The 14552-nt window shown below is 46.7% G+C and carries 13 protein-coding genes and 3 tRNA genes; 9 read left to right on the top strand and 7 right to left on the bottom strand.

Annotation, left to right across the window (positions count from 1 at the left end):
* Positions 1-563 (top strand): hypothetical protein (locus VJ579_04095; GenBank protein ID HXK38218.1); only part of this gene is annotated, 563 nt, incomplete at its 5' end.
* A gap of 138 nt (positions 564-701) precedes the next feature.
* The gene (locus tag VJ579_04090; GenBank protein ID HXK38217.1) at positions 702-2057 is read left to right on the top strand and encodes an immunoglobulin-like domain-containing protein; all 1356 of its coding nucleotides are present in this window, start codon (positions 702-704) and stop codon (positions 2055-2057) included.
* Positions 2058-2087: 30 nt separating this feature from the next.
* On the opposite strand, the gene tsaD is transcribed toward VJ579_04090, so the two are convergent.
* Positions 2088-3263 carry a tRNA (adenosine(37)-N6)-threonylcarbamoyltransferase complex transferase subunit TsaD gene (gene tsaD, locus VJ579_04085; protein HXK38216.1) on the bottom strand — a complete coding sequence of 392 codons (1176 nt, stop codon included), beginning with the start codon at positions 3261-3263 and terminating at the stop codon, positions 2088-2090.
* A gap of 93 nt (positions 3264-3356) precedes the next feature.
* Between tsaD and VJ579_04080 the strand changes: the two genes are divergently transcribed.
* From VJ579_04080 to VJ579_04070, 3 genes are all read left to right on the top strand, one after another.
* The gene (locus VJ579_04080) at positions 3357-4127 is read left to right on the top strand and encodes a thioredoxin domain-containing protein (protein ID HXK38215.1); all 771 of its coding nucleotides are present in this window, start codon (positions 3357-3359) and stop codon (positions 4125-4127) included.
* A gap of 158 nt (positions 4128-4285) precedes the next feature.
* A complete protein-coding gene (locus VJ579_04075; GenBank protein HXK38214.1) occupies positions 4286-6214 on the top strand; it encodes an MASE3 domain-containing protein in 1929 nt (642 codons plus the stop codon).
* An 11-nt stretch (positions 6215-6225) separates the two neighbouring features.
* The gene (locus VJ579_04070; GenBank protein HXK38213.1) at positions 6226-8163 is read left to right on the top strand and encodes an MASE3 domain-containing protein; all 1938 of its coding nucleotides are present in this window, start codon (positions 6226-6228) and stop codon (positions 8161-8163) included.
* Between the two features lie 309 nt (positions 8164-8472).
* Here VJ579_04070 and VJ579_04065 read toward each other — a convergent pair.
* Together VJ579_04065 and VJ579_04060 are read right to left on the bottom strand one after the other, a co-directional pair.
* A tRNA-Val gene (locus VJ579_04065) sits at positions 8473-8546 on the bottom strand.
* A 190-nt stretch (positions 8547-8736) separates the two neighbouring features.
* Positions 8737-8823 (bottom strand) — tRNA-Ser (locus VJ579_04060).
* Positions 8824-8950: 127 nt separating this feature from the next.
* Between VJ579_04060 and VJ579_04055 the strand changes: the two genes are divergently transcribed.
* Positions 8951-9023 (top strand) — tRNA-Val (locus tag VJ579_04055).
* A gap of 293 nt (positions 9024-9316) precedes the next feature.
* Here the strand turns inward: VJ579_04055 and VJ579_04050 are convergent.
* Positions 9317-9781 carry a hypothetical protein gene (locus tag VJ579_04050; GenBank protein HXK38212.1) on the bottom strand — a complete coding sequence of 155 codons (465 nt, stop codon included), beginning with the start codon at positions 9779-9781 and terminating at the stop codon, positions 9317-9319.
* A 42-nt stretch (positions 9782-9823) separates the two neighbouring features.
* Here VJ579_04050 and VJ579_04045 point away from each other — a divergent pair, with 42 nt between their 5' ends.
* Positions 9824-10639, top strand: coding sequence for a patatin-like phospholipase family protein (locus VJ579_04045; GenBank protein ID HXK38211.1), 816 nt, complete (start codon positions 9824-9826; stop codon positions 10637-10639).
* A 25-nt stretch (positions 10640-10664) separates the two neighbouring features.
* Here the strand turns inward: VJ579_04045 and VJ579_04040 are convergent, their stop codons facing one another.
* The 3 genes from VJ579_04040 to VJ579_04030 all read right to left on the bottom strand — a co-directional run bounded on the left by VJ579_04040 (position 10665) and on the right by VJ579_04030 (position 12588).
* Entirely contained in the window at positions 10665-11864 is a 1200-nt protein-coding gene (locus VJ579_04040; protein ID HXK38210.1) for an alpha-amylase family glycosyl hydrolase, read from the bottom strand.
* An 82-nt stretch (positions 11865-11946) separates the two neighbouring features.
* On the bottom strand, positions 11947-12243 hold the full coding sequence (locus VJ579_04035; GenBank protein ID HXK38209.1) for a hypothetical protein: 297 nt from the start codon (positions 12241-12243) through the stop codon (positions 11947-11949).
* 87 nt (positions 12244-12330) lie between these two features.
* Positions 12331-12588, bottom strand: coding sequence for a hypothetical protein (locus VJ579_04030; GenBank protein HXK38208.1), 258 nt, complete (start codon positions 12586-12588; stop codon positions 12331-12333).
* A gap of 284 nt (positions 12589-12872) precedes the next feature.
* Here VJ579_04030 and VJ579_04025 point away from each other — a divergent pair, with 284 nt between their 5' ends.
* Both VJ579_04025 and VJ579_04020 read left to right on the top strand, forming a co-directional pair.
* Complete coding sequence (locus VJ579_04025) at positions 12873-14123, top strand: pitrilysin family protein (protein HXK38207.1); 1251 nt, start codon at positions 12873-12875, stop codon at positions 14121-14123.
* Between the two features lie 247 nt (positions 14124-14370).
* Positions 14371-14550 carry a hypothetical protein gene (locus VJ579_04020; GenBank protein ID HXK38206.1) on the top strand — a complete coding sequence of 60 codons (180 nt, stop codon included), beginning with the start codon at positions 14371-14373 and terminating at the stop codon, positions 14548-14550.
* Positions 14551-14552: the final 2 nt, after the last annotated feature.

Below are 14552 nucleotides of genomic sequence, written 5' to 3'. Positions count from 1 at the left end.
AAGATGGTGCCCTTACCGTCACTATTGATGCATCTGCAGTTGATACCGCTGTCCTCGGCGCAACCTCAACGGTGTACTTCACCGTGACTGATGCCGATGGCGCAACCACAACAGCGACCCGTACGGTCAATGTAGTTCGCGCACCGGTCGTTACTCCTCCAGTTTCTGGTGGTGGGTCAGGCGGATCTGCATACTCAGGTGGTGGGTTTAGCGCAGCAGTAGCAAATACTGATACGAGTGCAATCACTGCACGTCTTAGCGCAATCATCAATATTCTTCGCACGATGATAGGGGAGAAGGAGCGCACAGGAAGCACACTCGCTTCAGGCATTACTCCATCTGCTCCTGTCAATGTACCGGTGCTTGTAAGGGCTCCTGTACGCACACATGTTGCTACAGCGCCATCGGGTACAACATCAAAGAATCTTGCTGCAGGTAACAAGACACAGAACACTGCATCAGTATTCTCATCGTTGAACGGCGTAACGAAGCCTATTGTTAATCTTGGTACAGTCATCAAGAAGGCAGTAGCTGCAGTCGGTTCATTCTTGTTCAATTGGTAGTACATATAACAAAAGACCCGCAAGGGTCTTTTGTTATATCGTATATAAAGTTGTACGTTGACAGCTTTCGTCTTCGCTTGTACCCTTAGAGTAACACAATAAATCGTTATTTGTCCTGATTGTGTCTTACCTGTAGTTATGAAAAATATATCAACCGCATCATTGCTTGCCATGGGCATGCTAAGTTTTGTTTTATCATTTGCTTTAGAGTTGAACAAACTTGATGCGCAAAGTATTTTTCGTATTCAGACCGCGCTCGCGGCAGAGGCACCTACTGCAAATATTTTTGGGCTTGTTAGGGAAGGAGAGAATATCAGTGAGACAAATCCTGCAAAATCAGGTGTGTTTTTTGAACTATATGACGCAAGTAGTACTGTCGTCGACACCGCAATATCTGACGAGCAAGGAGGATATTCATTTTTGAGTGTGCCGGGAGGGGGCAACATCTGTATCGTTGTTCCTGACGGATATACATTACTTGATGATGCTCAGTGTGTGGCAATCGACCCAGTTGCAACAGGGGACATTACTCTAGGCTCTTTTACGTTGAGTCCCGATGCTCAACAGGCCAACATACTTCCTCAGGCATTGAATATTATGGGAAAGGTGGAAGCAGATGAGGGCGCACGAGGCATACTTGCTGCACAAGGTTCTGTTTCCTTGTCACTCCTCAACGCAAGTGGAACAATGACCACGACGGTGATACCCGATAGAGGTGGAAATTATATTTTTAATGTTATTCCCGCAGATTACTCCGTGTGTATTACTATTCCTGGTGGCGTTGGGCTTCTCGGTGGTAATGAGTGCCAACCGGTAAGCTTTGTAGACAATACGGATGTTACACTTCCAGTATTCCTCTTGAGCACACTTCCTCACATAACCCGTAATGGAGAAGGTGTACTTTCTTTTGAGCTGGGTAGCACATATATTGATGCTGGTGCAACTGCAGAAAAGGATGGTCGTGACCTCACTGATCAGATCATCATTTCTGGTCTTCCTGACACAAACATTCCTGGTACATATGTAACGACTTATGCGGTTGTTGATCCATTGACTCATCTTGGTGCGACCACCTCTCGTGTCGTTACGGTGCTTCAAAAGATGTCACCAACTCCAAATCCAGTAGTGATAGGAGGATACGCTCCCAGTGGTTCTGGCTTCATTGCTCCGTCTAGCATTGCTATAGCCACTACTTCAGCAAGCGACCTATTACCTGCGTCTTCATCGACGAATACTGCTGTAGCGGTGCAGGACGACCACAAGAAAATACTTAAAGCAGAGCTTCGCAAAAAAGCGATGGGAGCAGTGCTCGGGGCGGAAACGGGGGTGGCAACAACTGCAGCCCCAAATGCGATTGTTGTTTCGACGACCGCGCTCGAAAGTGTTCCCCAAAAGCAGAATCTCATCTGGGGCTATGCCAAAGCATTGCTCGCACTTGTACTCTTTGGTGGTGCAATCGTAGGCATGTGGTGGTTAAAAAGACGATATATATAATGCAAAAGACCCTCGCTTAGGGTCTTTTGATTATGCTTCATGAATTCTCCAGTGTCCGCGCGCTTTTATTTCGTTAAGCGCTACCGAGTCTCTCGGATGCAGGTGTGCTGCAAGCGCAATCATGAGCGCATTATCCGTCGATAATCCTCGGTCGGGAAGAAGTAATGGAATGCCTATCGCACCAAGTTTCTCGCTTAATATTGAACGAAGTTTCTGGTTCGCGGAAACTCCTCCTCCAATAATTGCTGTTCGCGCAGCGAATTCCTGCGCAGCTGAGACTGATTTCTTTGTGAGTACTTCGATACAAGAATCCTCGAAGTCGCGGGCGACATTATTACGTATTTCATCGGTAACTTCCGGTATGTCCTGAAGGAGATAACGTACGGCGGTCTTAATTCCCGCAAAAGAAAAGTCATAGTCCCCAGAATTGATCATCGGACGTGGCAATTTGTAGGCTCCTTGCGTGCCGAGATTCGCGAGTTTCGATATTTCTGGACCACCAGGGTAAGGGAGTCCGAGCAGCCTTGCGACTTTATCAAATGCTTCACCAACCGCATCGTCGCGCGTTTCCCCGAGTAGTTTGTAAGCACCGGGCGCTTCGATGAGAATGAGTTCCGAGTGCCCCCCTGAGACGAGCAGTCCTAAGGCTGGGTACTGAACTTCATCGAGAATAAGCACGTGTTTTCCATCATCCTCCATATGTCCCGAAACTATGGCTGCAAGCAGATGCCCTTCCATATGATTCACTGGTAATACAGGGATATTCCATAGTAGCGACAACGCCTTCGCAAAGTTGATTCCCACCCAGAGTGCAGGCTCAAGTCCAGGGCCTGTGGTGAGCGCTATTGCATCGATTTGAGGCCGTGCAATCGTGGGCATGATGGCGAGCATGTGCTCAAGCAGTTCAGGCTCACGCTCAAGGAGTAGCGTAATCTCTTGCGCGAGTACGGGATCTATTGGAGTTGGTTCCGCGAGGTGCAGGCCCGCATCGCTCAGAGTTTTTATAAGAAGGGGGGTGAGTGCTTTTGCATGTTCACGCTTTGCGACAGCAGGGAAGACACCACCGTATTCACGATGGATGTCAATTTGCGAAAGCACATTGTTTGCAAGAACAGTGACCGGGGCAAATTTACCTAAGGTAGGATTCTGCTCGGTAATTGCAAGAGCGGACTCGTCGCAGCTCGATTCTATGGAGAGGATACGCATTGCCGTATATTACTGAATATTGCACCATTTAGCAAATGACTGTGCATAAGTATTTTTCTGATATAATGAATATATACTCAAAATACATATCATATGGAACACCACGTACATCATAAAGTAAAAAGGTCGAACAAAGTGCTCGCTTTGCTTCAGGCAAATGCAATCCCTGTTTCAATTATCATCGCGGGGGTACTTATCGGTGCTGCAGTTGTCTTGAAGAATCGCATTGGTGGAATAGCCCAAGGAACTGACACGACAGCTCCTCTTGCTCAAGATGGAAGTCAGCCATCTGGCCCAACAAAGCCTGCAAATATTGATGAGATCAAGATTGCAGGAAACCCCTTCATTGGGAAGGAAAATGCACCCGTTGTTGTTGCATATTGGTATGATTACCAATGCCCATTCTGTAAGCAGGTTGAGACTAATGTGTTCCCGAAACTTTTAAGTGAGTACGTGAATACTGGTAAGGTCAAACTTGTCTTTAAGGGCTATCCAGTGCTCGGCCAGGATTCATATTCTGCGGCACTGGCAGAGCGTGGGGTTTGGTCAGCATACCCTGATAAGTTTTTCAAGTGGCATGAGCAGATGTTTGCGAAGCAAGATGAAGAGAATGGCGGCTGGGGAAACCGACAAGATATTCTTGAGATTGCAAAGTCGCTTGGTATGAACACTGATGATCTCGATAAGCTCATCGTTGCTAACGCTTCACAAAATCAGCAAAACCTACAAGCAGATCTCGATGAGGGTCAGGCTTATGGCGTAACAGGAACACCGTCATTCATGATTGGCAAGAAACTCATTGTTGGTTCTGTGCCGTACAATCAGGTCAAGGCTGCAATAGAAGCAGTGCTCAAATCAAAGTAATATAAAAACCAAGAAGCATGACTTCTTGGTTTTTAGTTAAGTACATTCCTGTGTGTAGTGCGCTTGTATTATTTTAGCAGAAGGGGTATCCTATATAGTATGTTAGTAATAAATAATTACTAAGTTGCTTTTGCAATAGCATATAAGCGAATTTACTTATGTTTGGAAATACCATTAAATACTCAATATGGGAAATAGCCTTCCTTGTGTGTTCCGTCCTGGGCCTGGTTATTATCTCAAATTATGATTATCTTCTGTTTCATAGTTCAATCGAATTTTTTGCCGTAACTATTGGTAGCTGCGTGTTTTTGATTATGTGGAATGAGCGACAGAAGATTGCAAATGATTATTTACTCTTTCTTGGAATTTCATTTCTATTTATTTCAGGTCTTGATTTTCTGCATGCACTGTCATATCAGGGCATGGGCATTTTTACTAGTTACGGTGCAAGTCTGTCTTCAGAGCTCTGGATCGCGGCACGCTATTTGCAAGCCATTTCATTCTTATTGGCACCGTTGATGTTCGGCAGGAGACTCAGAGCTGGTGTGGTTGTTGGTACATATCTGACGGTATTCACGTTGATTTTGCTTTCAATATTCTATTTCCGAAATTTTCCTGTCACCTTCATTGAGGGATCAGGGGTAACACTTTTCAAGATTGTCAGTGAGTATATCGTATCAGCGATAATGGGTCTTTCGATATATTTTCTTTACAAGAAGAAAGCAGATCTCGACCTCGATACATTCCGGACGCTTGCCCTCGCAATTGTACTCCTCGTCATCTCTGAGCTCTCATTTTCAGAATACGTAAGCCTTGTTGGCCCCGCGAACATCATTGGACATTTGATTAAGTTCGTTGCATATTTCTTCATTTACAAAGCAACAATCAGTGTCGGTATCACTCAGCCGTATAACATTGTCTTTCGAAGTCTTGCGCAGAAAGAACAAGAGCTCGAATTGCACCGTGATAACCTTAAGCAACTCGTCGATAAGCAGACTGAAGACCTTAAGCTGTTTTCCCTTGCAGTGAAGCAAAGTACCGACAGCATTATTCTTGTGGACACAACGGGAATCGCGCTCTTCGTGAATGATGCTGCACTCAAACTCCTTGGGTATTCGCGTGAGGAAATCATGGGGAAGCGCACGCACGATATGGTACACAAAAAGCCAGATGGCTCACCGTATCCAATTGAAGAGTGTCCCATTCGCAAATCAGTGAATGAAGGTGTGGAATATGTTATAGACACTGAGGTGTTTTGGAAAAAGGATAATACGTGGTTCTGGGTTGAGTATAAGAGTATTCCATTTCGCGATGATGATAATAAGCTTCTTGGTGCTGTTGTTGTTTTTTCTGATATTACCGAAAAACGTAAGTCTGAGGCCAGTATTCGAGAGCTGAGTGAGATTCGAGCGCGCTTCCTGCAGATCATGTCGCATATGCTTAGTACTCCGCTTACGGCCATTAATTGGAATCTTGAAGAGATATTGGGTGGGTCATTCGGAAAGATGACCGATACACAGCGGGAATTTCTTTCAGCGACTCATATCGCTAGTAAAAAGATTACTGACCGTATCAATGGTCTCCTGATGTCTATGGATATCGAAGAAGGAAGGCTCCTGCTTGTCAAAGAAGAGATTTCGCTGCGCAGTCTCTGTGCTGGTGTGATCGGTGAGAATGAAAGTAAGGCAGCACTGAAGAATGTCAAAGTAATGTTCGAGACTATAGAAAATGCGCCAGTAGTGATTGGCGATGGTGATAAGATGCGTGTAGTCTTCCGGGTGCTCATTGATAACGCAATCGTCTACTCAAAACCGGGCGGAAAAGTGATTGCAAGTCTTGCAAAGGCAGGACCAATGCTACGCTTCGAAATTATAGATAGCGGTATTGGTATACCCGAAGTTGAACAGTCGCGCATATTCTCACGATTCTTCAGGGCAACGAATGCCTCAGTGATGCAGCCCGATTCATTCGGTATCGGACTTTCCGTTGCGAAATATGTCATTGATCAGCATGGCGGAAAAATAGGCTTTGATAGCGTTGAAGGGAGTGGAAGTAGGTTCTGGTTTGAAGTTCCGTATGTGAGATAACTGTTACTAAAATGCAAAAGATAGATCAAATATTTTCTCGTCGCGATGCCTTACTTGTTATCGCGGTCGTATTCGGCCTGTATATTGCAAGTACGCTTAATTTTCTTTTCTTCCATAGCCTTGCGGAGCTATTCACTATTATCATTGGATGCTCAGTGTTCATTATCGCTTGGAGTTCAAGGGAGAAGATTACCGATAACTATATGCTTGTTATCGGAGTATCCTTTCTCTTTATCGCAATATTGGATTTACTCCATATGCTCACGTATGAGGGGATGACGGTATTTGCGGGGTATCCTCCTGACTTGAGTATACAGATATGGATAATGGCGCGCTTTATTCAGGCAGTATCTTTGTTGCTCGCCGCTTTCTCTTTGTACGCGCCGAAAAAGATCTCCGTCGGCATGCTATTTTGGTCATATGCTGTGGTATCTGTCCTAGCCATAGGAATTCTATTTTACTGGAAGATATTCCCGATTTCGTATATCAGTGGCTATGGGCTAACAGATTTCAAAATCATTAGCGAATATGTCATCATCGGGATAATGGCGTTATCGATATATGTGCTCTATCGAAAGAGGGATTTGTTTGATAGGAGTGTGGTCTTTTTCCGCGCAATTGCAATTGGGGTACTCATCCTGAGTGAGTTTGCATTTACCCGTTATGTTAGCGTATTTGGGTTTGCAAATACACTAGGTCATCTGCTTAAGTTTGCAGCATACTTTCTCATTTATCGCGCCATCGTTACAATTGCCATTGAGCGCCCCTCTGAGGTCGTTTATCGTGACCTTACGCGTAGTGAAGAGCAACTTACGCAGAGTAAGATTGCACTTGAAAGGGTAATTGAAAAACAGAGTGAAGAAATAAAGCTTTCTTCGCTCGCGGTAAAGCAAAGTTCCGATGGTATCGCAATTGTCGACCTTGATGGGAGGGCACTATTTGTGAATGATGCTGCAGCCGAGATGCTGGGGTATACAGTACCTGAACTGAAGGGGCGAGTGCTCCATGATTTGTTGGATTATAAGTATCTCGATGGTACTCCAAAGCCTCGCAGCGAGTCACCAGTATTCAAGACCCTGGAAAACGGTGCGTGGATGAAGAATCTTGATAATACATTCTGGAAAAAGGATGGCTCACCGTTTCCCGCAGAGTACCGTAGCATGCCGGTGCGTGATGATAAAGGCAAGTTGTTTGGCGCAGCCGTAGTCTTTCGTGGAGTTGCTGAGGAAAAAGCGATAAAACAGCGCATCAATGAGCTCAGTGAGCTTCGTGCGCGTTTCTTGAACATCATGTCTCGCATGCTGAGTTCACCACTTACTGCGATCAATTGGAACCTTGAGGAGATACTTGCAGGCACTTTTGGAAAACTCACTGATACGCAGCAAGAGTTTCTTACTGCAACCTATGCTGAAGGGCGAAAAATCACCGATCGAATAAATGATCTCTTGCTCTCTATGGATATTGAGGAGAAGCGACTGCTTATTGCGCGAGAGAAGATATCCATGAGTAGTCTCTGTGCAGGAGTAATTGCAGAGAAGCAAAGCAAGGCAGCACTGAAGAATATCACGCTCGATTTTGAAGCGGGTGAGAACCTTCCTGGAGTAATGGGTGATGGTGAGAAGATTCGTACGGTAATAAAAGTACTTGTTGATAATGCGATCACTTATTCAAAAAATGATCACAAGGTGATTGCACGTTTGACTGCAGCGGGCACGAATGTGCGTTTTGAGGTGGTAGACAGTGGTATTGGAATACCAGAAATCGAGCAGAAGCGCATATTCTCTCGATTCTTTAGGGCAACAAATGCATCAGTCATGCAGCCAGAATCATTTGGAATTGGACTATCTGTGGCAAAGTACATTGTTGAGCAGCATGGTGGAACGATTGGATTTACGAGCTTGGAGGGGAGTGGAAGTAAGTTCTGGTTTGAAATACCGGGGGAGAAATAAGAATACAGTTGCGGATGCATAAGGGAGCCGAAAAACCGTTCCGGTTTTTGACTCATGGAACGCTTCGCGTGCAGGAATAGGAGTCGAGAACTCGCCCCTTAAGAGTTGAGCACCTTAGAGGACTAGGTCACGAGTCACAAAGTGTTTTGACTACCTTGTAGTCAAAAGCACTAAGTGCTCGCGACTCCGACTCGGCGACCCTGCACAACGCTTCGCGTGTGTGAGGGTGCCCGCCTCCGTCTTTCGATTCCTCGAAGTCGCAAAAAAGTAAAAGTCCAGAAGCTCGCGCTTCTGGACTTAAACTTTTAGTGCACCTTGGAGGACTCGAACCTCCGACCCCAGCAATGTGAATGCTGTGCTCTAACCAACTGAGCTAAAGGTGCAATGGCGGAGGTGAGAGGATTTGGTCACAAGTCACTAAGTCTTTTAGAAAAGCCTAAGTGCTCGCGACCCCGACTCGCCGACCCTGCACAACGCTTCGCGTGCGTGAGGGTGCCCGGCTCCGTCTTTCAAATTTTCTCACCTCGCGTAAATTATATATCAAAAAACACTTCTTTTTTTGATATTAATTTGCGGAGGTGAGAGGATTTGAACCCCTGACACGGTTTCCCGTGTGCTCGATTTCGAGTCGAGTGCCTTCAACCGCTCAGCCACACCTCCATGTTTCTGAGGCGAATGATCACCCCACTGAGTAAAAAAATATTAACATGTTACGCACTTTGGTGCAATTATTTGGCTAAAAATATGGCTTGCGTAATAACTCATTTTCTGATAATATTTTCAAATCGGGCGATTAGCTCAGTTGGTAGAGCGCTACATTGACGTTGTAGATGTCAGAGGTTCGAGTCCTCTATCGCCCACAAAACGACCACCTAAATGCAAAGCATTTAGGTGGTTTCGTTTTTGAGGCGGTAGAGGACTCGAAGGGCGGAGGCCGCGAAGCCGGCCGCTGAGATTCCGACCGAAGCGGTCGTGGCCGAGCCCTGGCCCTACTTGCACTTAGTATTCTGCGAATGCTTGGAGCAGAATACTTAGTGACAAAGGGGCGAGTCAAAATCTGATTTAGCACGCGAAGCGTTCTGCTCTGTATCCTAGTCCTCCAAGGTGCACAGAAAGTTTAACTCCAGAAGCGTAGGCCTCTGGAGTTTTACTTTTACAGCTTCGGATTAATCAGCACTGCGATAATGAGTACGACACCTGCGCCAAGTAGACACCCTGCCATTTTACCTACTGAGGAGCCGAGCATTGTTCTTGACTCAGAAATATTTTGCTCGCGGAGGCGCTCGGCCATATGGCCTTCAAATACGCCCGCTATGCCATCGGTGATTGCATTACCAACTGCGCCGCCGATGATTGCTCCAGATACGCCCGCGATGGATCCACCGATGACTGCAAAAAGCGCAAGGAATCCGTTGTCGATAAGACCAAAGACAATATCTGGCCATACGCTTTTCACTTCGATCTTGAATAACTTCAAAGCAGCGAGACAGAGTAATCCGAGACCAAAAACCACCCATCCAATTAGTTGTTCATTGTAGATAAACACAGCACTCACGGCAAAAATAATTGCACTGAGTGCGATGACCTTGTTCATTGCAATAATAAGTCTTTTATTCATTGTTACAGTTAGTATATCAGATTTATGCTATCATTATCCTATATGGCCTCTACTTATCCCAAAATTGGACTCGCGCTCGGATCTGGCGGACCACGCGGCCTTGCGCATATTGGCATTATGAAAGTGCTGCTCGAGCACAATATTCCTATAGATTATATTGCGGGCGCAAGCATCGGCGCGATGATAGGTGGTTTTTATGCAGTGAATAATGACATTGATTGGGTGGAAAAAGTTATTGCAGCAAATGACTGGAGGAAAATTCTTTCCCTTTATAAGCCCGCATTCGGGAAGGGTCTTGTGAGTGGTACGAATGTGCTCAAGTATATAGAGTCACATGTTGGGCATGTTGATTTTGACGAGCTGAAGACTCCGCTTGCTATTATGGCGACGGACATCCGTAAGGGAGAAGCTGTGTGCATACAAAAAGGAAGACTTTCGACTGCAATCCGAGCGAGTACCTCGGTGCCCGTTCTCTTTGAGCCCGCAGAACGTGAGGGGAGGTTGCTTGCCGATGCTGGTCTTTCGGTGCCGGTTCCTGTTGACGTTGCACGCGAGATGGGTGCAGGGTTTGTTATTGCAGTTAATCTCGACGCTGACTATTTTTCTGGACGACCGAAGTCAAAGGGATCACTCAGCCTCTACGAGATTGCTGACAATTCCATTATGTCGTTAAGGCAGCATCTCGCACATGCAAATACGAAGACCGCGGACTTCATCATTGAACCACCTGTAGGGAAAGCCGAATGGAAAGAGTTTGCTGATGCGAAAAAGGGAATCAAAGAGGGCGAAAAATATATGCGATCGAAGATACCCGCACTCATGAAGGCGCTCGAAAACTTTGATAGGAATGCATGTTAAAACCGCAGGCGAGGGCCATGCGGTTTTATGTTTGTGGATTGGTTTTCTTGTGGATCAGGTCTCGATAGAAGTCATACAACAATCCGCTACCTTTTTGCCATGGAATCATTCTCCGAGCAACGAGATCGCCATTGTCGTGGTAGGTATCCTTCCATTTATCTTGACTCATAGCGAATTCCGCCCCTTGGTAGATGATGACGGGAAGAGGAAGTTCGAATTGCATGCGTGCTACATCCTTGTAACGTTCGACATCATTTCCAACGACGAACATAAAGCGATCCGTATCGTGATTGTCGAGGAAGGTTGGAGTGCTCCACTTATACTCGCTACCCGCATGAAGGACAGCTTGCTCGTGGAACTGATCTCGTCTCAATTTACCTTCAGCATATTTTCGTGCAAGAGAGATGAACTCGAAATCAAGCACACTTGGGAAGAACTCGAGGTAATGCTGCATGAGGTAAGGCGTGCCACGAAGCCATGCGAGCAGCTTATTCGGAGTATTGATCGTTTTGAGGTGCTTCAATGTTGTTCCATCGAGCCAAGCTTCACCGATATACGCTGCGTCAGGGTACTTTGTGGTCATGACTCCAAAGAACGCCTTCCAGAAGCCATCTGAGGCCCCCTGGATGTGGTCAAGGCGTAAGCCATCGAATCCCATATCCATCCACTTCTCTGCTGCCTCGATGATATAGGCACGGGTGTCGAGATTCTCGAGATTCAGCTTTGGGAGCTCTTTTACACTGAGAAAAGTAAGATATGAATTTGGCCAGTTCGTGAAGTAGAACCAATCACGATATTTACTCATGAAGTTTCGTTGCGCATCAAGGAAGTAGGGATGCTTGTCCGAAACATGATTCGGCACGAAGTCCGCAATAATTTTTATCCCATTCTTGTGGCAGAGCGCAATGAGTTCCTTGAGATCTTCCTCTGTACCGAAGTGTGGATCCACTGCGTAGAGATCAGTGGGGTGATATCCGTGATATGCTTCTCCTTTGTAGAAGGGTGAGAGCCAGATCGCACTGATGCCAAGACCCTTGAGGTGGTCGAAGTGTTCAATGATGCCGCGCAATGTGCCGCCACAGAAAATCGGCTTCGTGTCATCAGGGCGAGCCATCTTGTCACCCGGATCTATCTCGGGATGCGTAGGATCAAGTGGAGGTTTTGGTACTGCAAAACGATCAATGAAGATTTGATAGATGACGGTATTGGGTCCAAGCCATGTCATGAGGAAATTATAGCATGCAAAAGAAATTCCCCGCCGAAGCGGGGAATTGGCTATTGAAGCCGAAGGACGGCCATGGAAGCTCCTAGGAGAAGATCATAAGAATTGCCGTGGAGTTATCGATGACGAATTCATCTCTTCGGCCCTCTGGTTTTGCTATCCCGCTATCCTTCACAGGACGGTTCTCCCTGCCTTCCGTAGCAAGGGACGATGTCTTAATGAGGATATGTCGAGGAATTTTGAATCCTCCTCCTCCGCGGTTGTCGCCAGGGCGGGGGAGCACAATGAAACGGGCCCCTTCCTTGAGCTCACCGAAGGTGTATGCATCGAAATACGATGCGGGTAGTGCCGACCAGGATTCCTTACGTTCTGTCGGGGTCATGGCTGCTCCATTTTTATTCTGCTTTAACACTAATACACTTCGAGGGGAAGTCAATGAAAGAAATTCCCCGCCGAAGCGGGGAATTGGCTATTGAAGCCGGAGCACAGCCAGGGAGTGCTGAAAATTGCTAGTGAGGTTGCGATGAACATTCACGGCGCTGCCCATGGGGTAGCGATAGGGCAGGCCGCTGCGCGCGAGTACATTTTCCTCGGTCTTCTTGAAGATGTTGTGGGTCACTTTGAGCCCGCCATGGCCCTCATTGTCACCCGGGGTTGGCAGGAAGATGAAGAGGTCGCCGACCGAAAGCTCGCCGAAGGTGAGCGCTTCGAAGCATTCATCGGGCATTGCTGCCCAATAGGCTTTGCGGCCAGCAGCGGGGGTAGTAGGACATAAGGGGGGCTGTCTGTGTCATGGGCGCTCCATGGGAAGAAAGAAGTGGCTGCGGTCATACTAGCGCATATGAGGAGGGGTGGCAAGGAGCGCTGATTAAATTTTGTACACAAGTAAGGATCATGCACAAAAGAGAGAAATAGGAGAGCTATTGCTAAAATGCGATATTTATGTTATAATTTTCTAGTTAAATTGTACATTTTTGCTCATTTTAAAACCTTTTTAAAAAGGAGATCGTCATGTACGATCCTTATGCAGAATTCACAAAGCACACGCTTTGGAACGGCCTTGAGGTACACCATGTATTTTGGGACCGTCCCTGGGTGAAGCTGGAAGCTGTCGTGCATGCGGGAAGCCGCGAAGACGTTCATGGTAAGGCCGGGCTTGCTCACTTCGTTGAGCATCTTGTGTCGCAGAATGTTCCCGGTCACAGCTGTGATTCGATGATTCGTTTCTTCGATTCTTGCGGTGGTGGAGCCAAGTTGGGTTCAACGGGTTACTACTCAACACGTTATGGCTTTGAAGTGGCGGCAAATGCTGATTCTCTTCAGTGCGCATTGAACATGTTTGGTGCTATGCTCACCGGTGCGACACTCAGTCAGCACATTGAGCGCGAACGTAGTGTCATTGAGCGAGAATACAATGAGCGTTATCCCTACAAGGAAATGCTCGAATGGGACCTCGGTACTCGTGCGGCGCTGTATTCCGGGCACCGTCTCGGAACATGGTGCCGTCCGCTCGGTCGCCCTGAAGAATTTCTCGCCATTACGGAGAGTGATCTCCAGGCGTATTACGACAAGTATTACGTTCCCGAGAACATGAGCCTCGCAGTTGTAGGAGGAGTCGCCTCTCTTGATCTCATTTCTGCGCTCAAACGCAGTCCGTTTGCGGTGAGTAAGGATGGTGTGCGCAATCGCATTCCCCATCCGTTTACTCCGCAGGCGCCTTCGGGTGAGCGCACGAAGGTGGTAAGAGTTTCCGAGTACACGAATCTCAGTGTTGACCAGGCCAGCTACAAAGCTGCTTGGGCATTTCCTGCTGATTTTCCTTGGCATGCACGTAAGGTGTTTAATACAATGCTGAGGGCTATCCTCTTCGAAGAGGTTCGTGAGAATCTTGGTTGCTCCTACAACTTCTCGCCAGGTACAGCAAATTTTCAGGATCTCTACGAGTACACTATCTCCGGCAAAGTCAGCCCTGACGCAATCGATTCAATCGATTCGCTCGTGCAGGCCTGTATTGAAAAGGTGCCCAAGCAGCATGATCTCTTTTTGAGAAAGTTCAATGCACTTAAGCAGGGATGTTTAATGACTGACCTTTCCGGTCAAGCTCTCGTTGAATCCGCAGCGGAAGATCTTGCTGCTGATCAGCGTATCAGCTCCCTGCAAGAGTTTCTTGATGAGCTCAATAAGGTCACCTTTTCGCAAATGGCTGAGGTGGCAGAGTTCCTCTGCGAGGAGAGAAAGTACACGTTCATTACGAGGCCGTAAGGTTTCAATGCAAAACCGCTGAGCAATCAGCGGTTTTTTTACTGCTGTTTAGTCTCAGATAATAATGAAAGGAAGGCAAGTACTGTGGGTTGATTAGTAATGAAAACTGGTTATAATCGATGTATTGGATCTAGTGCTCCTGTCTTTCCCTTGAGACGATGAATGGAGCCCCGATCGAGAAAAGCAAGGGAATCAGTTGTCTTTATGGTCGGAGAGATGACCTATTCTATTAATTTCTCAAATTTCTATGAATCAAGAAGAAAAGGAAGAGCGCCTGTTGACCTCTGATGAGGATTATTGGGCAAAGCGCCGCACGAAGTGGCATGAGTGGGAGTCACCAATTGGTCTTTCGCTTGGATGGGCATTGTTTATCGTTCCGCTGGGGTTGTTTATTGAATTGTTGCATTTGGCGGGGGTGATAAAGTAGAT

The sequence above is a fragment of the Candidatus Paceibacterota bacterium genome (genome assembly GCA_035583355.1).
In the GTDB taxonomy this organism is placed as follows: domain Bacteria; phylum Patescibacteriota; class Minisyncoccia; order Phycocordibacterales; family UBA6899; genus JAJZQJ01.
Note: the sequence above shows the minus strand (reverse complement) of the source record. Positions and strands in the feature narration are given on the sequence as shown.